This window comes from Lysinibacter sp. HNR, from assembly GCF_029760935.1.
GTDB lineage: Bacteria > Actinomycetota > Actinomycetes > Actinomycetales > Microbacteriaceae > HNR.
The window spans coordinates 1548958-1570607 of the sequence record NZ_CP121684.1; the positions used below are offsets into that span (position 1 = coordinate 1548958).

Sequence of the window (21650 nt, forward strand, 5' to 3'; positions counted from 1 at the left end):
TTAGTGCGCCTTTCCTGAAACAAGCTCAGTATCACTGGGCTCAACCTGACGAACACCGCTGATCTCCGGGTGGTTAAGATCGAACGCGGGAGACTCGCTACGAATGCGAGGAATCGAGGTGAAGTTGTGGCGGGGCGGCGGGCAGGAGGTGGCCCACTCAAGCGAGCGTCCATAGCCCCACGGGTCGTTGACGGTGACCTTTGGTGCCCGGCGGTGTGTGATGTATACGTTGAGCAGGAAGGGAATGATCGAGATTCCTAGGAGCACCGAGCCAACGGTGGAGAGTTGGTTCATCCAGGTAAATCCGTCTTCTGGCAGATACGTTGCGTAGCGACGGGGCATACCCATGACACCAAGCCAGTGCTGAATCAGGAAGGTCATGTGGAAACCAATAAAGAGAATCCAGAACTGAATCTTTCCGAGACGTTCGTTGAGCATCTTCCCGGTCCACTTGGGCCACCAGAAGAAGAACCCTGCAAACATTGCAAACACAACTGTTCCGAAGATTACGTAGTGGAAGTGCGCAACAACAAAGTAGGTATCCGAAATATGGAAATCGAGCGGCGGAGAAGCCAAGATGACACCGGTGAGTCCACCAAAAATAAACGAAATAATAAACCCGAGTGACCACAGGATGGGGTTCTCAAAGGTAATCGACCCACGCCACATCGTGCCGATCCAGTTGAAGATCTTTACTCCTGTGGGCACGGCAATAAGCATTGTCATGAGGGCAAAGAACGGCAGCAGCACGGAACCGGTAACGTACATGTGGTGGGCCCAGACCGTGATGGAGAGGGCTGCAATCGCAATTGTTGCGTAGATCAGTGTCTTATAGCCAAATATTGGTTTACGACTAAACACGGGGAATATCTCTGAAACGATACCAAAGAATGGAAGCGCAATAATATACACTTCGGGGTGCCCAAAGAACCAGAAGAGGTGTTGCCACAGAATAACTCCACCCGACGACGGGTCATAAATATGGGCGTTAAGAATACGATCAGCAGCAAGACCAAACATCGCTGCGGCAAGAACAGGGAATGCCATAAGAACCAGCAATGAGGTCACCAGAGTGTTCCAGGTAAACACCGACATACGCCACATTGTCATTCCAGGGGCACGCATCGTGATGATGGTGGTGATAAAGTTCACGGCGCCAAGAATTGTGCCGAATCCGCTCAACCCCAGGCCAAGAACCCAGAGGTTCCCTCCAACCCCTGGCGAGAATGTTGTGTTTGATAACGGAGCATAGGCAAACCAGCCGAAGGAAGCAGCGCCCTGCGGGGTGAAGAACCCACCAATAGCGATAAGCGACCCAAAACTGAACAGCCAGAAGGCAAATGCGTTCAGACGGGGGAAGGCCACATCCGGCGCCCCGATCTGAAGTGGCATGATGACGTTTGCAAACCCGGCAAAAAGCGGGGTTGCAAACATGAGAAGCATAATAGTGCCGTGCATAGTGAAGAGCTGATTGTACTGCTCTTTTGTCGCAACAATCTCAAGACCGGGTTCGAAAAGCTGAGCCCTAATGACGAGGGCCATAAGACCCCCGACCAAGAAGAAGATAAAGGAGGTTATCAGGTACATGTACCCGATCACCTTGTGGTCGGTGGAGGTTAGCCACGAAACGAGAATATTACCCTTTTTCATGTTTATCCCTCGTTTTCTTCATTAGTGGGCCGAGTGCCGCCAAGGAGTCCGGGAGCAACATCGTCAAGTTGATATCCGACGTTACCGGCCTCTCGCAGGCTTTCAAGATAGGCATCGTACTCGTCTTGCTCAACCACCTTAACGCGGAACAGCATCATGGAGTGGTACTCACCACACAGCTCAGCACACTTACCCTCGAAAGTTCCAGTTTTTTGAGGGGTGAAGTTCATGTAATTGGTCTGCCCCGGGAACATATCTTTCTTGTATAAGAAGTCGATAACCCAGAAGGAGTGAATAATGTCGATTGAATCAAGCTCAAGTTCAACCGTCTTTCCCTTGGGCAGGTAGAGAACGGGGAAGCTACTCTGATCTACCGCACCCTGAACATCAGAGGTGGGGTCTGGCTGCACCTGAATACCCTGGTAGTAGACGTCTGCGTCTACGTAGTTGAAGTCCCACGCCCAACGTTTAGCCACAACCTGAACTGTGACATCGGGGTTTTCAACACGAGCCTCTATCTTCTGCTGCTCCTGCGCGGTAAACGCAAAAAACCCCAAAACCAGAATCAGGGGGACCACAGTAAAGAAGGTCTCGATAGGCATGTTGTACCGCAGCTGCGCGGGGACGCCCGTCTGTCCTTTGCGTCGGCGATAAACGATAACCGCCCAGATGATGAGACCCCAGGTGATAATTCCCACCCCGAGCAGAACAATCCAGGAGTTGACCCACAGGCTAATGATGCCGTTCGTATGGTTTGTTGTGTCAAACCCATCACCGGGCATAAAACCTTGAAGCTGTTGTTGGGTGCAACCGACTAGCACCGTTGTTAGCATCACCGCGAGCGGGGCTAACACCCATTTCTTACGACGATTAGATCGCACCGCAAACCTTCCAGATCGGTAGACATGGCATTAACTGGTTTATAACCAGCCGGTTACTAGCCTACCCTGTGATACACCTGAGTGGTGACACAAACGGGCCTGAAAAGTGAAAATGTTTAGCTAAAGCTGTCTCCGCAGGCGCAGCTTCCTGCGGCATTCGGGTTGTCGATAGTGAATCCCTGCTTTTCAATCGTGTCTTCAAAATCGATAGTTGCTCCCGCAAGATAGGGAACACTCATCTTGTCAACGATGACCTCAACACCATCAAAATCTACAACGGCATCGTTATCGAGGTAGCGCTCATCAAAATAGAGCTGATAGATAAGACCCGAGCATCCGCCGGGCTGGACAGCCACACGCAGACGCAGATCGTCGCGGCCTTCCTGTTCGAGGAGACTGCGTACCTTGGAGACAGCCGCATCAGTTACCCCAACGCTGTGCTCTGCTTGTTCAATAGTGTTGGTCTCAGACATGGTGTCTCCTTCAAATGTGCATTTTTGGATGTGAAAAAAGCCTGTATCGCTTGTGAGGTGCGATCACGCGCGTTCATCCTCTTAAAAAGAATTCTAACCCGTAGAACGAAAAAGTGGATGAGAATCTTCCCCCGGTTTGACTGTTACTCTTAGTGTGAAAGAAAAGCTGTTCACACCTGAGGATTTATTACAGTGGCACGAAACAAAGTTACGCCCGGCGATGCAGAGGTTGAGACAAACTCCGAGGGAGACACCCTACCCGCGGGTAAAGGACGACCCACCCCGTCACGGAAGGATCAGCAGGCCGCGCGGGCTCGCCCGCTAGTATCCAACGATCGTAAAGAGGCAAAGCGTGTCTCAAATGCGCGCATGACCGAAGAACGAGAACGAGTTCGTGCCGGAATGGCAGCGGGAGACGAGCGTTTTCTCCCCGCCCGAGATAAAGGGCCGCAGCGCCGCTGGCTACGAGACTATGTTGATGCCCGCACGAGCATCGGCGAGTTCATGATTCCCATGATGGGAATAGTGCTCCTGATGACCTTTGTGCCGAACCCCACAATTCAGCTCTATTCGGTTCTGGTCATCTGGGGCTTCCTTCTTCTCGCACTCCTCGACGTCATCTTTGTAGGCTTTCGGGTAAAGAAAAAACTTGCCACCAAATTTGGAGAGGACAAGGTTCAACCCGGATTTCGCTGGTACACGGCTATGCGCATTCTTCAGCTAAGGGTTCTTCGACTCCCCAAGCCGCAGGTAAAACGGGGCAAGTTCCCCGAATAGGTTTACTGGGGCGGACGTAGCGCGGAGAGCAGAGCTCCAAGTTATCGTTTCAGAATTAAAGATTCTGCGACCACCGGCTCAATCGCGGAGACTTATCTGTGAGCGTTGAGCCGATCAAGCCCCCGGTTAATCTGTCGAACCCAGAATGGGCCTCGATAGAGAAAAGCGGTATACCCCTGAACCAGGGTGGCACCCGCTCGAAGCCGCACCGCAACGTCCTCTGCAGTCTCGACCCCGCCCACAGAAATCACGCACAGCTCGGGGGGAACAATACTGCGAATCAGGCGAAGCACCTCAAGAGATCGTGCTCTCAGCGGCGCACCAGATAATCCGCCCGCACCGGCAGCCTCAACAACCCGTGGCGAAGTCTTGAGATTCTCGCGCGAAATAGTGGTGTTCGTGGCGATAATCCCATCGAGCCTCAGCTCATTGACAAGCTCTGCGATCTCGCTGACACCCTCATCGCTCAGGTCGGGAGCAATCTTAACAAGCAGCGGGGTCTGCCCACTCGCTTTTTTCACCTCGGCAAGGAGCGGGCGAAGCAGCGACAATTCTTGAAGTCCACGAAGTCCGGGCGTGTTGGGTGAACTCACGTTCACAACAAGATAATCGACGACGGGAGCCAGGAGCGAAGCACTATAAACGTAGTCCTGGGTTGCATCGGCAACATCCACTACCCGACTCTTGCCAATGTTAGCCCCGATAATGGGGCGTTTAAAACGTGCCCGCTCACGAGCGAGCCGTGGCTTAGCATCGGCAGATCCTTGATTGTTGAATCCCATTCGATTGATAACCGCCCTGTCGTCAATAAGACGAAAAAGACGGGGCTTATCATTACCCGGCTGAGCTTGGGCGGTCAGGGTTCCCACCTCGACATGGCCAAAACCGAGGCTCCAGAGGCCGTCAATGGCCGTCCCGTCTTTATCAAAGCCAGCTGCAATACCGAAGGGGGTGGGAAATACCAGCCCAAGAGTTTTTACTGTTTGGTCGCTCCGAGGCCTGGTCATCCGATGAACAAGAGCGCCAACTCCGAGCAGCGAGAGCAGACGAATAACACAAAGCGCCAGGTGATGGGCACGTTCGGGATCCATCTTGCTCAGAACAGTGCGAAAGATAAAGCCGTACATAAAAACCTATTCTGTGGGAGGACGTGAGTCGATATCGTTGGAGGCTTCATCAACCAGGACACGACGCCTGCGTTCAGCTCGAAGATCGGAGATGGCTGACTCAAAGTCGCCGAGAGACTCAAAAGCTTGATACACGCTGGCAAACCTCAGGAAAGCCACCTCATCAAGATCGCGAAGCGGAGGAAGGATCGACAGGCCGATATCATTGGCCTCAATCTGAGATGCCCCGGTCGAGCGGATGCTCTCTTCGACCTTCTGGGCTAAAAGGGCAAGATCTGTATCTGTTACAGGCCTTCCCTGACATGCCTTCCGCACACCCGCAACAACTTTTTCTCGACTAAACGGCTCCACCACTCCACTACGTTTAATAACGGAGAGGCTGGCTGTCTCTGTTGTACTGAAGCGTCGTTCGCATTTGGGGCACAGGCGCCTCCGTCGAATCGTGGTGCCATCGTCTGTGGTGCGCGAGTCGATTACACGAGAGTCGGGGTTGCGGCAAAACGGGCAGTACATGTGACTTCCTTTAGCTTTCCAGACGGATTGTGGCTGCTGTACCGTGCGCGGGGAGGTGTTCTGCCTCTGCAAGGACAACAAGCTGATCGTGAACCTCCGCCAGGGCCTCAGCGGTGTATGACACAACCTGTTGTGCCCGAAGAAAAGTATAGGCGCCCAGCCCGGAACGATACCGTGCATTCCCCCCGGTGGGCAAAACATGGTTTGAGCCGGCAATATAGTCACCAAGACTGACCGGGGTGAAATCTCCCATAAAGATGGCACCGGCATTACGAACCCCCGCAAGGACGTAGTTATTATCGCGAGTGTGCAACTCTAGGTGTTCTGGGCCGTACGCGTTACTGACGGTGACTGCATCCTCGATTGAATCCACCAGGATGATTCCCGATTGCACACCGGAGAGCGCAGCCTCCACCCGGTCTGCGTTGGCAACGCTCGGTAAGGACGCGAGGACGGCTTCACGAACAGAATCAGCAAGGGCGGGCGACGGGGTAATAAGAATCGCCGCAGCTGCTTCATCGTGCTCGGCCTGGCTAATCAGGTCGGCAGCGATAAAGCGAGGGTTTGCCGAATCGTCAGCAAGAATAAGAATCTCGGTTGTTCCGGCCTCCGCGTCTATGCCCACAACACCGTTAACAAGTCGTTTAGCGGCTGCAACATAGATGTTTCCGGGGCCGGTCACGACGTCTACCGGTTCTAACCCAATATCTTCAACACCGTATGCAAAGGCACCGATGGCTCCGGCTCCCCCGATCGCATAGACCTCGGTCACGCCGAGCAGAGCAGCAGCGGCGAGAATGGTGGGATGTACCCTGCCGCCGTGCTCTTTTTGGGCGGGTGATGCCAGCGCAATGCGGCTCACACCGGCGGCCTGAGCCGCAAGCACATTCATCACAACGCTGGAGGGATAGACCGCTTTGCCCCCGGGAACGTAAAGACCCACTCGTGAAACGGGTACCCAGCGCTGGGTGATGGTGGCCCCGGCGGGTGAGAGATCTGTCACACGATCAGCAGGAACCTGGGCGACGGACCCTCTTTTTACTCGTGCAATCGCCTCTTTCAGAGAGTCGTGCACCCGCGCATCAAGGCCCCCCAGCGCAGAGTCAATATCGTCGGTGGTCATCACGAGCCGGTCTGGTCGCACACCGTCAAACCGCTCGGCCTGCTCTATCAGGGCAGCGCTCCCCCGCGACTGAACGTCACGCACCAGCGGCGTGACGGTGGTAAGCGCGGCGCTGACATCAGTGTGGGCGCGCGGAACCAGTGATAATAACTGGGAAAGTGGGGGTAGGCCACCCCTAAAATCTAAAGTTTGAATCATATCCCCTCTAGTCTAGGCGAGTACGCCAGCCCCTCCGACCCTGTATCCACAAGGTTGTCCTCATCGCCATTATTTATCACAAGAAAACCATCGATGATGAGCTCCCGAAGTCGAGGGTGCAGCTCCCCGCCAAGCACTTCAGCATCCACCTCAAGCAGTTGTGCCAGGGCCGCAACAATTGGCCCAATACGCAGTTCCCCATCACACGCCCCCACGCAGGCGGCCAGGGCGGTGTCGACGCTAAGTGTTCGGCCAAACCTCCCGCCCTGAACCAGCTGTATCACCGCAGGGTGCTCCTCGCCCGGAATGTAGTGCCGATGTTCCGTAACGTCTGGCGAAGTAACCAGGGTGAGAGCCTCAAACTCACTCTTACTCAGAGCGGCAACAGCAGAAACCGCATCCAGCGCTTCCTCGACAGCAACTCCGAGTCCCAAAGGGTTGTCTCCGAGCTGCCCGCGGAGCGCCTCTAGTCGCAGCCAGGGGTCAACTTGTTGCTCCCCAATGATGAGGTAGCCAAAGCCTACGCCGATAACGCGTCTCTCATCAAAATCCTCCAACCAGGCCCTGTATAGGCGGTCAAAGTCTGGGGAGCGAGGAAGGTGTCCACCATCTCTGATCCAGGTTTCAGCGTAGTGATCACACGTTTGTCGTTCCCGCTCGATCACCCAGCCGACACGTTCGGTGGGGGCTAGCCACTCCCTCACGGGGGCGAGAAGCGGCTCGTCAGCTCGATACTCCCAGTTTCCCAAAAGTTGCGCCACCCCATGCGGGGTAAGGAATAGGTCAATCTTTTCTACTACGCTGCGGATAAGGGCGTCGCCAACCATTCCCCCGTCACGATACTCATATGCGGGGACGTGAGTGTTCCGAGGCGTGATGACAAACGGTGGGTTGCTCACAATCCGCTCAAAGCGCTCCCCCGCAACCGGCTGAAAAAGGCTGCCCAGACGAAACTCAATCGATTCCCCGTGGCTCCGGTTTTCACTGCCAGAAGGGTCAATTTCGACAGATGTGTGTACCCCGCTGGCCAAGTCAGCCTCGGCCGGGCGAGATACCCCAATGGTTTCGGGTTTCAGATCGATAACTCGCTCGGATAACAGATTGAGCTCCACGTTAAAAGCCGCGAATCTCAGGGCACGGGGTGAAATATCCGTCGCAACAACGCGCTTCACATAGCGACTAGCGATCATGGCAAGAACCCCGCATCCGGTTCCAAGATCGAGGAGAGAGTCTGCGGGAGAAGAGATCATCAGGCCGGCCAGCGTGCGGGTCGCCCCACCAACCCCCAGCACAAAATTATCTGGCAGGGGGCCGCGTCGGCTCAGCTCTCCCTGGTCGGAGGCGATTATCCAATCGATCTCTCCGCGAGTATCAATCCAGTGGAAAGGCACAAGATCAACCAGAGCGCGAGCCTCATCGGTGTCGCGGGTGATGAGTCCCAGGGCCTCCGCGCCCGCACTTTTCAGAGTGGGTAAAGCGTTATCAATCTCCGCGACACGAACATTATTTCCCAGCGTGAAAAGCTCGATCAGCACGTCAATGGCCTCGCGCTTTTGGGATTTACGCCTGAGAGTAAGAGCTCTCTCGGAAGGAACCCGTTGGGAACGCTGAAGTGCCTCCGCAGCTGTTCCGAGCGTATCTGCAATCGCAGACGTGTTGTACCGTGAATTTTTGAGGTCTGTGCGTAACGCTCCAATCAACTCTTTATCGAGGGAGAGTGGAGGAGCCTGTAATTGCGAATTCACCATCTTATTCTCTCGCACTCGATGATCGTATTAATGAAGCGCCCACACGGATCACTGAGAACTGGGTTGCTGGGGTACGACGGGCATTTCTTGAGTCTCGGTGCGCTCTCTCGGGTCCTTTGTGAACATCCACACGGCAGCAGCAAGCACAAGTAGCATTCCCGTCACCAGGAACGCCACGCCAAAACCCTGATTATCCGCAAGGCTTCCAATCGCAATCGGACCGATCACCGCACCCAAGTCAGCAGCCATCTGAAATGTTGCCAATACCTGCCCGCCGCGGGCTTTTTGACCAATAATGTCTGCAACAACCGCCTGTTGTGAGGGAGCGGTAAATCCACTACCCACCCCCGCAAACGCGCTCAGCAGCAGGGCAAGAATTAGGTTGTCCACAAAGCCCAAAAATAGTGTTGACACCCCAGCCAAGAGCAAACCGGTAATTATGAAGGGGCGTCGCCCGTGCCGATCCGACCAGCGCCCCGCAGGCAGAATGATTATGGCGTTGCCGAGCGCATACATGGTGATGGCAAGGGCAGCCGCCTGGGGGCTTCCGGGAAACACCAACCACATAAAGGCCGGTACCAAAGAAACTCGAACCCCAAAGGAAACCCAACCGTTAGAAAAGTTCGCCATGACAGCTGCCCGGTAGGCGGGTTGCCGCCAGGCGTACGAAGGAGACACGGTGGGCCGGGCGTCTGATCCTTTTTCGCCGAGATGAGCTTTACTGAGCGACACGGCCACCACCACACAGGCGATGGTGAGGGCTGCCGCATAGATGATGAATGGAGCGCGCAGCCCAAAACCCGCCACAGCCGCCCCCAGGATCGGCCCGGCCACACCCCCGACCAAAAAACTTCCCGAGTAGAGGCTAGAAATCCGGGCTCGCATAGTGGGAGGACTGATGCGAATGAGCAGACCCATGGCTGACACCGTAAACATAGTAGACCCGATGCCCGCCACGGCACGAAGAGAAAGAAGCTGCCAGTAGCTCACGGCAAAGGCGCACGCTCCCGTCGAGACCGCAACGATAAGAAGGCCGGAAATATAAATAGATTTTTCGCCAAATTTTTGCACCAGATACCCCGCGGCTGGCGCAAATAAGAGTCGGGTAGCGGCAAATACACTAATGATGGCGGAAACTTCTGTGAGCCCAACATCAAATTCCAGAGCGTACAGGGGCAAAACGGGCGCAACAATGCCGTAGCCCAGAGCAATCACAAAGGACGCGCTGACAAGAACCCACACTTCTCGGGGCAAAGACTGTTTATACACAACACACTTTCAAAGGGGAATAGATCAACTCTATGGCACCACTCACCTAACCGCTATTCGTCATACGCAACGGTTGATCTGTCATCGGAATAAACTGGCTATAACAGCCGTTTCTATGCGCCACAACACGCAAAAAGACCGGAATCCCCTCCAACCATTAGGCTGATCGAAGGAGAAACTATGCACGCTGCTGACTCAGCCCTACCCCAGAACATACCTGACGATATGATCAAGATTCCGGGCGGAACATTTTTGATGGGCTCCAACAGGTTCTACCCCGAGGAGCGCCCTGTGCACCAGGCCACCGTCTCCACCTTTCTCCTCGATAAAACAGCCGTAACTAACGAGCTCTTTGCCCGGTTCGTACAGGAAACCGGTTATGTCACAACGGCTGAACAGAGACTCAACCCCGATCACTTTAACGGCGCTCCGCTCACCACCCTCGAGCCTGGATCGCTCGTATTTACCCCAACTTCCGGCCCCGTCAATCTGAACGATTGGCGGCAGTGGTGGCGTTGGGTTCACGGGGCAGATTGGAAACATCCCTTTGGTCCGAAGAGTTCAATCGAAGGCAAAGAGCAGCACCCTGTGGTTCAGGTGAGCTTTGCTGACGCCCGCGCCTACGCGCAGTGGGCGGGCAAAAGACTTCCCACGGAAACTGAGTGGGAGTTTGCGGCGCGCGGAGGCCTCGAGGGACAAACGTACGCATGGGGAGACACTCCTCAAAGCCCCGAGTATCTGTTGGCCAATACCTGGCAGGGAAAATTTCCCTACCAGAATAGGAGCGCCAACGGCTGGGTGGGCAGTTCGCCGGTGTCTTCTTTTCGCAGTAATGGATACGGTCTTTTTGACATGATTGGCAACGTGTGGGAATGGACAAGCACGCCGTGGAGTTCCTCACATCGCACTGGCGACGAGACCCCGACGCAGTGCAGCTGTTCCCCCCGCATGGCCCGAACGCCTCGTCCCCGTGTAATCAAGGGCGGCTCGCACTTGTGCTCCCCCGAATACTGCTTTCGGTATCGTCCCTCCGCGCGCTCTGAGCAAACGGAAGACTCAGCCACCACTCATATTGGATTTCGCTGCGCCCGCTCGCTCGCTTTTTAAACTCTTGGCCCAGCAAACACGCCGAGCCGATACAGCAAAGAGCCGCTAGAGCACAGGCTCTGGCTGGCTCGGGTGAGGAGTATCCCCCAGCTCCGCCTGCAGATCCCACAACTGTCTTTTCAATTCCTCACGAACCTGTCGATACTGCGGATTGAGATAGACGTTGTTAACCTCATCGGGATCAAGCGCACGGTCGTATAGTTCCCATTCGGGAGCGTATGAAAGCCCCGATGTTCCTGCAATTCCAAGACCGTCCGCGTAAAAATAAATGAGCTTGTAACGCTCCGTGCGAATCCCGTAGTGCGCAAAAGCGTGATGGCTCTGGTCATCGTTTTCGTAGTAGCGATAGTACACGCCGTCCCGGGTAGGGGCATCTGGAGAGTGCGTGAGCTGGGGCCAAAAGCTTATTCCCTGCATGCGCGGGTGAGCAGGTACACCGGCGCATTCCAAAATGGTCTGGGCAAAATCCACGTTGGTTACCATCTGATCGACAGGAGGTCCGGGGCTAATCTGAGCGGGGTAACTCACCACCAGGGGCATCCTGATTGACTCCTCGTACATAAATCGTTTATCAAACCACCCGTGTTCGCCGAGAAAAAACCCCTGGTCAGATGTGTAAATTGTGAGGGTATTCTCGAACTCTCCGCGTTCCCGCAGCCAGTCCATCACTCGTCCGACGTTATCGTCCACGGAGGCAACACAGGCAAGATAGTCCTCCATATACCTTTGATATTTCCAAAGCGCTCTACCCTCGTAGTCGAGATCTTCCGGCGGGAGCTCCTTGAGATCTTCGATAGTGAGGGAATCCGCGATCCTCATTGTGGCGTGACGTGCCGCACTCGTTCGGGTGCTGTAGTCATCGTCAAAGGTTGTGGGAACCGGAATAGGGTCGCTATACATTCCCTGGTGCTTCTCGTCGGGTTCCCAGGAACGATGAGGGGCTTTGTGGTGAATAAGAACGCACCACGGCTCATCGGCCTCAAGCGATTCAACCCACTCAAAAGCCTTATCCGTGATGATGTCGGTGGCGTATCCGGGAACGATCTGCTCACCATCTTCCGTAATGAATAGCGGATCAAAATACTCACCCTGGCTTCTGAGAACAGCCCAGTAATCAAAGTTTTGGGGGTTATAGTTCGCACCCTCCCCCATATGCCATTTGCCCAGTATCGCCGTTTTATAACCGGCCTCTTTGAGCTGAGAGATAAACGTGGGTTGACTCGCATCAATGGGAGTGGAGAGCGTGGTAACACCGTTGACGTGGCTATAGGTTCCCGTAAGAATCGACGCCCTGCTCGGAGAGCAGAGCGAATTGGTACAGTAGCAGTGAGAGAAGATGCGCCCCTGTGATGCTAGCTCATCAATTCGAGGAGTGTGATTCACCACCGATCCGTAGGCGCTGATTGCGTGTGCCGCATGATCATCGGTCAGCATAAGGACGATATTCGGACGTTTTGGACGTGCTAAATCGGTCATGGGGGGGATCCTCTTCTGAATACGGTGCTTCGTCGAATCTGCTCAAAGCCTACTACTCTTATGTTCCGTAGACGAATTATATGAGCACGCTCCAAACGAACCAATTAATTCTCGCCTCATGGTCGAGGTTCAGCCCGGGTAACATTTGTTTCTACCCAGTCGCGGAGGTCTTTTAACGGCCTAGAGGCACCGTGCCCTAGGGCAGTGAGTTCATACTCAACACGGGCCGGGACCTCAGCGTAGACGGTACGGGTAAGCAGGTTACGTCCCTCGAGCCGTTTGAGGGTTTGCGACAAAACTTTCGGGCTTACACCCTGCAGGCGCACTTTAAGCTGACCAAAACGCTGAGGTCCACTTTCAAGCGCCCCAATCACCAGGGTGCTCCATTTATTTGCGAGCACATCAAGCAGGTCACGACACGGGCACATTGCCGCGTACACGTTACCGCGAGCATCCTTACTTATATTGTCCAACATTCACCTATAGTACCCTTTAGAAACTAAACACCCTTGACAGTAACTAGAGACTGTCCGAAATCATAAAGACATGACTATAACTGAAGCTATTGGATACAACACTAACTTACCCGTTACAGACCCACGGAGCCTTCTCTCCGCACACACTACGGTTCCTGAACTCGGTCGGCACGACCTTCTCGTGGAAACGCAGGCCGTCTCGGTTAACCCCGTTGACGTTAAACTTCGCGCCGGCACACCCACCAAAAACTTACGAGTCCTTGGGTTTGACGCAGCAGGAACAGTGATTCAAACGGGAAAATCGGTCACGCTATTTGCACCCGGCGATGAGATCTTCTACGCGGGAAGCATCAATCGTCCCGGTACAAATCAACGTTTACACGTTGTCGACGAAAGAATAGCGGGCCGCAAGCCCCGCAGGCTCTCTTTCGCCGATGCAGCTTCACTTCCCCTGACCGCGATCACCGCCTGGGAGTCTCTGTTTAACAGGCTATCCCTCAACGAAAAAAGCTCTGGAACACTGCTGGTCGTGGGTGCATCCGGCGGAGTCGGGTCAATTTTACTGCAGCTCGTAGAGACGCTCCTCCCCGAGGTAAAAGTCATTGCTACAGCCTCAAACCAAGAGAAAGAAACGTGGGCCCACAAGCACGGCGCAGAATACGCCGTTAACCATCGAGCAAATTTTGTTGAGCAAGTACTCACAATTTCACCGGATGGTGTTGATTGGATTTTTACCGCGCACTCCGAGGGAGAAATAGAAAAATACGCGGAAATAATAAAACCTTTTGGCCAGATTGTAGCTATTGATGACGGTCCGCGTGATGTCTCACCCCTAAAGGCAAAAAGCATTAGCTGGCACTGGGAGCTGATGTTCACCCGTTCCCTCTATCAGACACCCGATATGATCGAGCAGCATCACCTCCTTAACACTGTTGCTGACCTTGTTGATAGCAACAAGCTGCACCCCACCACTTCCCGAACATTGACCCCCATTAACCTAGCTAATCTACGAGAGGCACACAGACTGGTCGAAACCGGTCGTACTGTTGGCAAGGTCGTCTTACACACCTGGGAGTGAGGACGGTAATCGTGTCATCGAGGATTACCTTCGATGCCCAATTTTTGATTACATAATCAATAAAATTATTTATCAAAGGTTTACAATGAGAAGTGACAAGATTTCGAGGCCTCCCGCGTAAAGTAGATCATCAACTCATTAGATGGACGATCGCGACACCGGCACTATCACAGAGGAGCGATTATGAAAGCTGTTCAATACCGCACAATTGGGTCTCGACCAGAGGTCGTTGATATACCCGTGCCCTCACCCGGGCCGGGACAGGTTCTGCTCAAAATGACAGCCGCCGGAGTGTGCCACTCCGATGAGTTTGTTATGTCGCTTCCCACTTTTGAAGGCCTTCCCCTCACTCTCGGACACGAAGCCGCAGGCACGGTTGAAAGCACAGGAGAAGGAGTCTATTCAGTTCAGCCGGGAGAAGCTGTTGTGGTTTACGGACCTCGAGGTTGTGGCAGGTGCCACACCTGCTCTCTCGGCAGGGAGAACTACTGTCCTTACGCACGTGAGCTAGGCATTCACCCACCCGGTCTCGGCGCCCCGGGGGCGATGTCCGAATATTTTCTGGTGGAAAACGAGCGCCTCCTCGTTCCCCTCGGCGATCTTGATCCGATTGCTAACGTTGCCCTGACCGACGCCGGCCTCACCCCGTACCATGCAATCAAATCCCTGATGCCCTCTCTCATCCCCGGAAGCACAGCAGTTGTAATCGGCACCGGCGGACTTGGACACCTAGCAATTCAAATTCTTCGGGCGCTTACCCCCGCCACGGTTATAGCTCTCGATGTGAATGAGGAAAAGCTCTCTTTTGCAGCCCACACCGGTGCACATCACGCTCTCCTCTCGAATGCCGATGCCTCGCGAATCATCAGAGACCTCACCGAGGGTAAAGGCGCAGAAGTAATCCTCGACTTTGTTGGCGCCACCCCAACGCTCAAGATCGCTGCCGAGAGCGTGGCTCAGGAGGGCGATATCAGCATTGTTGGTATCGGTGGCGCTGCACTTCCCACAGGGTTTGGGTTTGTGCCCTACGGGACCCGAGTGCACACGCCCTATTGGGGAACACGGTCCGAGCTATTTGAGGTCCTCAATCTCGCCCGTTCCGGGCAGCTGAAGGTTGAGGTTGAAACCTTTAGCCTCGATGAAGCTCCGCTCGCCTATGAGAGGCTCCGCGCCGGAACGCTGCGGGGAAGAGCGGTGATTGTGCCCGGAGCAACAACGTAAATCTCTTATTTTTACCGCGGAGAGGTTGTCTGCCCCCGCACGCACGGCCTCATTGCCTCTCCCCCGCGATAGGAGCTTGTGATATGTCGCCCACCCTCGCCGACCTTGACTCGGGAACACTCGCCGAAAGCTATGCAAACGGTATCCTCACACCAACTGAGGTGTGTGAGGATGTGATTACACGGATCGAACTTCGTGATCCCGAATTGAACGCGCTGTATCTTTTCAACGCTGCCCAGGTGCGTTTTGATGCTGCCGCTGCCACTAAACGCTGGGTGGAGGGAACCCCCCTCAGCACCTTTGACGGTGTGCCCGTAACGGTTAAGGAAAACATTGCACGAGCTGGTCAACCGATGCCCGATGGAACCGCAATCCCGCATCCGCCTATTGCACAGCACAACGCTCCCATCACCGATCGTTTGATCGAAGCCGGAGCAATTATTGTGGGAACCACAACAATGCCAGACTGGGGCATGCTCTCCTCAGGGGTTTCCAGCTTGCACGGTATCACACGCAATGCACTCAATCCTGCACTCACCTCGGGCGGCTCAAGCGCCGGTGCGGGCACCGCAGCAGCGGCTGGCTACGGACCGTTCCACGTGGGAAGCGATATTGGAGGGTCTATTCGCCTACCGGGCAGCTGGCAAAACCTCATCGCCCTCAAACCCAGCGAAGGCTTGATCCCCCTGGATGTTCCCTACGATGGGCGTGTAGCCGGACCGCTCACTCGCACCGCCGCAGACTCAATCCGACTGATGTCGATTATCGCGCGCCCTGACAAACGCGACTACCTCGCACGGCCCTATGAGAAGATGACGTGGTCAACTGCACCGCTCATACCAAACGGCATGCGGATTGCGCTGCAGCTCGACGCGGGGTCGGGGCTACCTGTGGAAGCGGAAACGCTCGCTGCAGTTCAACGGGCCGCCACACTATTTGCCGATGCGGGGGCTCTGGTTGAGCCGCTTAACCCATTCATTGACCTCGAGGTACTCAGCGGCCTCGTAGACTTCTGGCGAAGCCTGTTCTACGCGGACTACGAAATACTCAGCAAAACCGAGCGCGCCTGTGTGCTGCCCTTCATCGCCGATTGGTGTTGCGCCGGGGCTGATTTCAGCGCCGCGCAGACGGTTCGGAACCGCAATCGCATCGACGAAATGGCTCGGCTCACCCGAGCGGCGACCTCAGGCTACGACCTGATTCTTTCACCCGTCACGCCTGTCACAGCGTTTGCCGCGGAGGATCCCATGCCCATCAACGACCCACTTGAAACAATGGGACATATCTCATTCACGGTCCCCTACAACATGTCGGGGCAGCCTGCACTCTCGGTGGGAGCCGGGGTGCAGGCCGATGGTCGCACCATCGGCCTGCAGATCGCCTCATCCATTGGCACGGACCCGATGCTGCTTCGTGTTGCAGCCTGGTTCGAGAGTATTCGCGACAGATAGAGGCCTTTTATCCCCTATAATTTCTCGAGTCCTGTTGTGACGAACAGGGCATTGCTCGTGATAATCAGGGCATTGCGCCGCTTTTAGCTCAGCGTTGTACAAGCGCCACCCCGATACTTCTTCGACGCAAAACTCCGACTACCGGTGCCGCCTGCCCCGATATTCAAAAACCGCTACTGTTCACGGTCAATTTTAGATATTCGAAAAAAAGAGTGCTGCGGGGTAACCTGAGGGGATGGCACTGAAATTTGGTTCGATTGGTATTGTCACTCGCGATATGGCTGCTTCGCTCGCGTTTTATCGTACCCTCGGCATGGACATCCCGGCTAGGGCTGACAACGCATCTCACGTTGAAGTAACGCTGAAGGGCGGCGTTGTAATAGTTTGGGACAGCGTAAAGATCATCACAGGATTTGATCCGAACTATACGTTTCCGACCGGAGGACATCACATCTCGCTGGCCTTTGACCAGGGCACTCCGGAGGGCGTCGATCAAGCTCACGCCAAACTCGTCGCCGCAGGATATCCCGCACATATTGATCCCTGGGATGCGTTTTGGGGTCAACGCTATACGGTGTTCCTCGACCCGGACGGCAACTCGATTGATCTTTACGCTTCGCTTACAACCGACCCCACCGACGCGGCTTGAGTAAATAGCCGATCCCCGGAATTTGCCGCATTAGTGGCGGGAGTTTCTTCATTGTTGGGCCGGCGAGTTAAAGACGAGCCTAAGCGCGGGCCAGAGTCAAAAGGTATATCGCTGAGGTATTCGCCTTGCTGAGGTAGTAGATCAGCGCGACAGGGGCTGCCTGTAGTTTTGTCCTCTAGCGGTACCTGGTAGTCGACACGGTCGCTACCGGCGCTCTACTGAGTCCCCTTGTCGACGCGGAACTGCTCGGCAAGAAGATCGGACCCACGGACTTCTTCCAAAAACTGCCCGGATCGCCCCCTCATTCGAACGCCCATATCAGAGGCTTACTGAGTTCTCAATCCGCCCCGTCGGCGCAATCGCCAACCCCATAAAAGCAAGATCGCTCCCACCGCACCCAAAAATAAGCCCGCTGCGTACAATTGGGACTGGCTATCTCCGGTGCGAGGCAACGACTTGCCGTTATCTCCATAGCGAATAACCTCTGCCGTGTAGGTGACAGTACTGGTCTGTTGCAAATTGTCCGTATACGTTACGGTAAATGCGTCACTTCCGACGGTAGTACCGGCTCGGTAAGAGATGAGGTTATCCACCCCCACCTCGGCAATACCCAGGGATGTAGGCACGCTGATCACCGTTGAGTCAGTCTCAGACAGTGCTGCGTTGTTCAGAATCCGAGGGTCAAAGCTAAGAGACTCATCAACCGTAACCCGCCCCAGATCAGAGGGGGCACGGGCAACCGGTGGGCGCTGAACTGTTGCCGACAAATGCCCCGTTGCCCGGGTGCCATAGGTGTCCTGAAGCGTGTAGTCCGCTACAACCGTGAGGGTTATTTCGTTGGCCTCCCACTCGTGTGTGGGAGTCACCAAAATCCTATCGTTGGCAAGAGTAATATCAGCTTCGCCCGATTGGTTCGATACCGAGACCAGGGAAAGCCCTGTATCGGAGGGCTCCTCAAACACCGGAATCTCGGTGGTCGCATCGGGAATCGTTACATCAATATCGTCAGCAATCGGCTCCGGGGCGACCGTGAGCGCGGCTTGGTTGCTTGTTACAGATCCAAGAGGATTCTCAAAAACCGCACGGTAACGGTTGCCACTAGCTGCTCGTTCCGCCGTAAAGGTGAGGGTTTCAGAGGTTTCACCGGCTAAATCCGACCAGCTTTCCCCGGCGTCACGTGACTCTTGCCACTGCATGTCGGGGGTAGTGTCTCCGGTTGCTGTAGCGGTAAAAGAGACCGGCCTCCCCTCGCCTGTTGACCGCCCTGAAGGTTGGGTGGTGATGGTCGGGGCGGCACCAAAGGTGTAGCCATCAGTGTGGGTGAGCACGTGAGTGGGGTAGCCCGCATTTCCTCCAAGGGTCACGTTCACGTTAACAATTTCGGGGGAATGCGCGGGAGACAAAACCGAGAGCAACTCCGGGGTTATTCGGGTCACGCTACTCCCGGGAACCCCACCGAACAAAACAGCAGCGTCCGGCATAGTAAGCAGAATCGGAGTAGCTGCGACAGGGACGGAGGGGCTCCCCAACCCGCCAAAGTCATTATTTCCCCAGGCATAGGCTTCCCCCGTGTCGGTGACAACAACGGCATGAATGTATGTCACGGAAATCGTCTGAACAACCTGCCTGCCGAGTGTGCTGCCCATATCAACGGCAACGGGAATCGTCGACGACGTTGATCCCCCGTTACCCAGCTGGTGTTGTGCGTTCGAGCCCCAGGCGTGCAACGTACCGTCCTCGGCAAGGGCGAGTACGGTCTCCTCTCCCATGGATATCTTGCTAATGGGGGCGTCCCCAAACGACCCGGTGGGGCTTACCGCAACGGGAACGCTGCTGTCATCAACCGTGCCATTACCCAATTGCCCAGATACGTTAAGACCCCAGGTATACACCTTTCCGTCTTCGGTAAGTGCGGAGGAGTTGAGCATCGATCCACTAATTTGCACCACCGTTTTTCCGGAGAGCACACCACTGGTGTCAACTGCGATGGGAAGACCCGCCGTGTAAACACCTGTTACCCCCAGCTGCCCCGCCGTATTGGTACCCCAGGTATACACTCGGCCGTCACTCGTTAGAGCCATCGAGTGATAGTCCCCGCCGGAAACCGCCACAACGGTCTTGTCCAGAAGTTCGTTGCCCCCCACCGGCACGGGCACTCGCGAGCTAGAAAGAAACGGATTTCCCAGTTGACCAAAGTCGTTGCCACCCCAGGAATATATCCCGCCATCACTGGTAACCGCGAGGGAATGAAATGCACTCGCGTGAATCGCAACGACCATTTTACCGGCAAACGCTCCACCCATATCAACGGCAACGGGCTGCGCAGAAAAAGTATCGACCGAGCCCGAGCCCAGCTGGCCATAACCGTTATATCCCCAGCTGTACACGGTGCCATCGTCAGCCAGCACAAGCGTATGGTTTCCACTCGACGCTATTCGGGTGATCTTTTTACCGGAGAGAACCCCCGACATATCCACGGGAATAGGGACTGACGACTGCCGGGTTCCGGCGGTATCCCCCAGCCCGTAGTTGGTTCTTCCCCACGCGTATAGTTGACCGTTGCTCAGTAATCCCACCGAGCCTGATCTATGAGTGACAATCTGTGTGAAGCCGCTCCCCGGGGCGTTCACCTCAACACGCGTACCGCCCGTAGTTGGACCTTGTGCAGGCGTCACGCCGACGGCAGAAACGGCACCACCTATTGCCGACCACAGCACCATGAGTGAGGCAAGTAGACTCGATAACCACGGTACCGCATATCGCGCTCGAAAACCTTGAGAGCCGGAAAGCCCTAACGTCACAAGTGCACGCAAATTACTCAGAATGACAACCAGCCCCCTAGGTTGACATAACAACCTATATTAGAATACACCCTCACTCCACTTTTTGGCATACACTTTGCTGTCAATAAAAGTGTTTGGATGATGACAACTCAGCAACACATGCTCGCACACAGGATCATTAACCCTACTCAGTTCGCCCTCTCAGCAAAAGACACGAGAGCATGACAACACCGACTCCACTCAGTAGCACCGAAGTAGGTAATAGCAAGACGGGTCAAAACGGTTAGCCGATAGCGGCGTCCTTGTTTATTTGTTCCTCATCCGTCACCATCGCATATCCAACCCCCGTAACCGTTTTGATCGCCCACGGTTTATCAAGCTTGCGTCGCAGGGTGCTAATGGTGACCTTTACCGAGTTGGTGAATGGATTCGCGTTTTCATCCCAGGCTTTTTCCAGCAGTGATTCCGCGCTTACAACACCACCTCTAGCCCGTAGTAGCACCTCAAGAACCGAAAACTCTTTGCGGGTCAGCCGGATATATTTACCTCCTCGATACACCTCCCTGCGGAATGGGTCAAGAGTGATGTTGCTCACAGAAAGGACCGGGGGCAAAACCGTGAACTGTCTTCTAGTCAAAGCTCGAAGCCGCGCTACCAACTCCGGGAATTCAAAAGGTTTTGCGAGGTAGTCATCGGCACCCAGCTCTAGACCCTCAACCCTGTCGTTCAGGAGTCCAGCAGCGGTAAGCATCAGAATTGCAGGACGCTCCTCGCGGCGAGCCAACTCCCTGCAGACCTCATCACCGTGTAGTCCAGGGATATCTCGGTCTAGGAGCACCACATCATAACTGTTCACATCGACAAGGAAGAGTGCCTCTTCTCCGTTATCCGTCGTGTCTACTGATATCGCTTCCAGGCGCAACCCGGTACTGATCGCCTCAGCCAGGTAGGCCTCGTCCTCAACAATCAACACTCGCATAGCTTCGCTCCTTTCCTTCTATGGAAGCAGACGAAGGGTAAAGAAAGCATAAAGATTTTTCTTTACCCCCACGCTACGTAAGTCCTGGTGTGCTTGTACCTAAACCAAACCAGGTTTTAATAAACGCTTCTTTATTGAAAGGCGAAAACATGCCCATCTTTGCAAAAACAGCAACACGTCTTGGAGTTGCCCTTTCCACCGTTGTCCTGGCAATCAGTGTAACGGCCTGCACCGCTCAAACCAATAGCGACGACGCACTCAACACAGGAACATCCGACGCAGATTATGACGCGTGGTATGCCCGCTACAGTCAGTGCATGAAGGAACAGGGAATAGATATTGACGGGGGAAACAGTGCCTCCGGCGACAGCTCAAGCATAGGAGCCGACCTCAGCACGAAGCTTGACGATGGCTCTCCCAGCGCCAGTGAAATGGAGGCCGCAAACAGAAAATGCATCAACCTGGTGGGTAACGCTCCGGTACAGGAAGGTTTTGTACACTCCACCCCAGAAGAAACGCAAGAGGAAGCCCTGAAGCAGGCCCGTTGCCTCAGAGAGAAGGGACATGACGTGCCAGATCCGGTTTTCGACGGCGGCATGACGAGATTCACAATGGAAGACTCGATACCCGAAGCTGATATACAGGCGTGCTCACAGTAACTTCTTCTCCGA

The 21650-nt window shown here is 54.9% G+C and carries 19 protein-coding genes; 7 read left to right on the forward strand and 12 right to left on the reverse strand.

The annotated features are described in order from the left end of the window. The 3 genes from ctaD to erpA all read right to left on the reverse strand — a co-directional run bounded on the left by ctaD (position 1) and on the right by erpA (position 3004). On the reverse strand, positions 1-1650 hold the full coding sequence (ctaD, locus tag FrondiHNR_RS07000; protein WP_279352069.1) for a cytochrome c oxidase subunit I: 1650 nt from the start codon (positions 1648-1650) through the stop codon (positions 1-3). Between the two features lie 2 nt (positions 1651-1652). Further along, positions 1653-2531 (reverse strand): cytochrome c oxidase subunit II, encoded by an 879-nt coding sequence (gene coxB, locus FrondiHNR_RS07005; protein ID WP_279352070.1) that lies wholly within the window; start codon positions 2529-2531, stop codon positions 1653-1655. A 116-nt stretch (positions 2532-2647) separates the two neighbouring features. Continuing rightward, entirely contained in the window at positions 2648-3004 is a 357-nt protein-coding gene (gene erpA / locus FrondiHNR_RS07010; RefSeq protein ID WP_279352071.1) for an iron-sulfur cluster insertion protein ErpA, read from the reverse strand. A gap of 192 nt (positions 3005-3196) precedes the next feature. On the opposite strand from erpA, the gene FrondiHNR_RS07015 reads away from it, so the two are divergent. Next, positions 3197-3781: a DUF3043 domain-containing protein gene (locus tag FrondiHNR_RS07015; RefSeq protein WP_279352072.1), complete on the forward strand. Its 585-nt coding sequence runs from the start codon at positions 3197-3199 to the stop codon at positions 3779-3781. A gap of 92 nt (positions 3782-3873) precedes the next feature. Here FrondiHNR_RS07015 and FrondiHNR_RS07020 read toward each other — a convergent pair whose 3' ends face one another. The 5 genes from FrondiHNR_RS07020 to FrondiHNR_RS07040 are packed head-to-tail and all read right to left on the reverse strand — an operon-like array spanning position 3874 to position 9759. Further along, positions 3874-4908, reverse strand: coding sequence for a quinone-dependent dihydroorotate dehydrogenase (locus tag FrondiHNR_RS07020; protein ID WP_279352074.1), 1035 nt, complete (start codon positions 4906-4908; stop codon positions 3874-3876). 6 nt (positions 4909-4914) lie between these two features. Further along, complete coding sequence (nrdR, locus tag FrondiHNR_RS07025; RefSeq protein ID WP_279352075.1) at positions 4915-5421, reverse strand: transcriptional regulator NrdR; 507 nt, start codon at positions 5419-5421, stop codon at positions 4915-4917. Positions 5422-5431: 10 nt separating this feature from the next. Beyond that, positions 5432-6742 (reverse strand): histidinol dehydrogenase, encoded by a 1311-nt coding sequence (gene hisD / locus FrondiHNR_RS07030; protein ID WP_279352076.1) that lies wholly within the window; start codon positions 6740-6742, stop codon positions 5432-5434. Then, positions 6739-8487 carry a methyltransferase gene (locus FrondiHNR_RS07035; RefSeq protein ID WP_279352077.1) on the reverse strand — a complete coding sequence of 583 codons (1749 nt, stop codon included), beginning with the start codon at positions 8485-8487 and terminating at the stop codon, positions 6739-6741. The genes hisD and FrondiHNR_RS07035 overlap by 4 nt, the downstream gene beginning before the upstream one ends. Before the next feature lie 51 nt (positions 8488-8538). Beyond that, positions 8539-9759, reverse strand: coding sequence for an MFS transporter (locus FrondiHNR_RS07040; protein WP_279352078.1), 1221 nt, complete (start codon positions 9757-9759; stop codon positions 8539-8541). Positions 9760-9939: 180 nt separating this feature from the next. Here FrondiHNR_RS07040 and FrondiHNR_RS07045 point away from each other — a divergent pair, with 180 nt between their 5' ends. Beyond that, complete coding sequence (locus FrondiHNR_RS07045; protein WP_279352079.1) at positions 9940-10866, forward strand: formylglycine-generating enzyme family protein; 927 nt, start codon at positions 9940-9942, stop codon at positions 10864-10866. Positions 10867-10911: 45 nt separating this feature from the next. Here FrondiHNR_RS07045 and FrondiHNR_RS07050 read toward each other — a convergent pair whose 3' ends face one another. Both FrondiHNR_RS07050 and FrondiHNR_RS07055 read right to left on the reverse strand, forming a co-directional pair. Continuing rightward, positions 10912-12342 carry a sulfatase gene (locus tag FrondiHNR_RS07050; RefSeq protein WP_279352080.1) on the reverse strand — a complete coding sequence of 477 codons (1431 nt, stop codon included), beginning with the start codon at positions 12340-12342 and terminating at the stop codon, positions 10912-10914. 116 nt (positions 12343-12458) lie between these two features. Continuing rightward, positions 12459-12818: a helix-turn-helix domain-containing protein gene (locus FrondiHNR_RS07055; RefSeq protein ID WP_279352082.1), complete on the reverse strand. Its 360-nt coding sequence runs from the start codon at positions 12816-12818 to the stop codon at positions 12459-12461. Positions 12819-12888: 70 nt separating this feature from the next. On the opposite strand from FrondiHNR_RS07055, the gene FrondiHNR_RS07060 reads away from it, so the two are divergent. From FrondiHNR_RS07060 to FrondiHNR_RS07075, 4 genes are all read left to right on the forward strand, one after another. Then, positions 12889-13896, forward strand: coding sequence for a zinc-binding alcohol dehydrogenase family protein (locus tag FrondiHNR_RS07060; protein ID WP_279352083.1), 1008 nt, complete (start codon positions 12889-12891; stop codon positions 13894-13896). A gap of 183 nt (positions 13897-14079) precedes the next feature. Continuing rightward, the gene (locus FrondiHNR_RS07065) at positions 14080-15117 is read left to right on the forward strand and encodes an NAD(P)-dependent alcohol dehydrogenase (RefSeq protein WP_279352085.1); all 1038 of its coding nucleotides are present in this window, start codon (positions 14080-14082) and stop codon (positions 15115-15117) included. 83 nt (positions 15118-15200) lie between these two features. Then, on the forward strand, positions 15201-16568 hold the full coding sequence (locus FrondiHNR_RS07070) for an amidase (RefSeq protein WP_279352086.1): 1368 nt from the start codon (positions 15201-15203) through the stop codon (positions 16566-16568). Between the two features lie 235 nt (positions 16569-16803). Next, positions 16804-17217 carry a VOC family protein gene (locus FrondiHNR_RS07075; RefSeq protein ID WP_279352087.1) on the forward strand — a complete coding sequence of 138 codons (414 nt, stop codon included), beginning with the start codon at positions 16804-16806 and terminating at the stop codon, positions 17215-17217. Positions 17218-17543: 326 nt separating this feature from the next. On the opposite strand, the gene FrondiHNR_RS07080 is transcribed toward FrondiHNR_RS07075, so the two are convergent. Next, positions 17544-19937, reverse strand: a complete 2394-nt coding sequence (locus tag FrondiHNR_RS07080; protein ID WP_279352088.1) for a hypothetical protein — start codon at positions 19935-19937, stop codon at positions 17544-17546. A gap of 346 nt (positions 19938-20283) precedes the next feature. Next, a complete protein-coding gene (locus tag FrondiHNR_RS07085) occupies positions 20284-20979 on the reverse strand; it encodes a response regulator transcription factor (protein WP_279352089.1) in 696 nt (231 codons plus the stop codon). A gap of 149 nt (positions 20980-21128) precedes the next feature. Here FrondiHNR_RS07085 and FrondiHNR_RS07090 point away from each other — a divergent pair, with 149 nt between their 5' ends. After that, positions 21129-21638, forward strand: a complete 510-nt coding sequence (locus tag FrondiHNR_RS07090) for a hypothetical protein (RefSeq protein WP_279352090.1) — start codon at positions 21129-21131, stop codon at positions 21636-21638. The last annotated feature ends 12 nt before the right edge of the window (positions 21639-21650 follow it).

Bases quoted from the DNA above. Each gene is read 5' to 3' on its own strand.
- FrondiHNR_RS07060 (WP_279352083.1), top strand. From the start codon at position 12,889: ATGACTATAACTGAAGCTATTGGATACAACACTAACTTACCCGTTACA.
- nrdR (WP_279352075.1), bottom strand. From the start codon at position 5,421: ATGTACTGCCCGTTTTGCCGCAACCCCGACTCTCGTGTAATCGACTCG.
- FrondiHNR_RS07080 (WP_279352088.1), bottom strand. From the start codon at position 19,937: ATGGTGCTGTGGTCGGCAATAGGTGGTGCCGTTTCTGCCGTCGGCGTG.
- FrondiHNR_RS07075 (WP_279352087.1), top strand. From the start codon at position 16,804: ATGGCACTGAAATTTGGTTCGATTGGTATTGTCACTCGCGATATGGCT.
- FrondiHNR_RS07055 (WP_279352082.1), bottom strand. From the start codon at position 12,818: ATGTTGGACAATATAAGTAAGGATGCTCGCGGTAACGTGTACGCGGCA.
- FrondiHNR_RS07045 (WP_279352079.1), top strand. From the start codon at position 9,940: ATGCACGCTGCTGACTCAGCCCTACCCCAGAACATACCTGACGATATG.
- FrondiHNR_RS07050 (WP_279352080.1), bottom strand. From the start codon at position 12,342: ATGACCGATTTAGCACGTCCAAAACGTCCGAATATCGTCCTTATGCTG.
- erpA (WP_279352071.1), bottom strand. From the start codon at position 3,004: ATGTCTGAGACCAACACTATTGAACAAGCAGAGCACAGCGTTGGGGTA.
- FrondiHNR_RS07085 (WP_279352089.1), bottom strand. From the start codon at position 20,979: ATGCGAGTGTTGATTGTTGAGGACGAGGCCTACCTGGCTGAGGCGATC.
- FrondiHNR_RS07020 (WP_279352074.1), bottom strand. From the start codon at position 4,908: ATGTACGGCTTTATCTTTCGCACTGTTCTGAGCAAGATGGATCCCGAA.
- FrondiHNR_RS07090 (WP_279352090.1), top strand. From the start codon at position 21,129: ATGCCCATCTTTGCAAAAACAGCAACACGTCTTGGAGTTGCCCTTTCC.
- FrondiHNR_RS07065 (WP_279352085.1), top strand. From the start codon at position 14,080: ATGAAAGCTGTTCAATACCGCACAATTGGGTCTCGACCAGAGGTCGTT.
- hisD (WP_279352076.1), bottom strand. From the start codon at position 6,742: ATGATTCAAACTTTAGATTTTAGGGGTGGCCTACCCCCACTTTCCCAG.
- FrondiHNR_RS07070 (WP_279352086.1), top strand. From the start codon at position 15,201: ATGTCGCCCACCCTCGCCGACCTTGACTCGGGAACACTCGCCGAAAGC.
- ctaD (WP_279352069.1), bottom strand. From the start codon at position 1,650: ATGAAAAAGGGTAATATTCTCGTTTCGTGGCTAACCTCCACCGACCAC.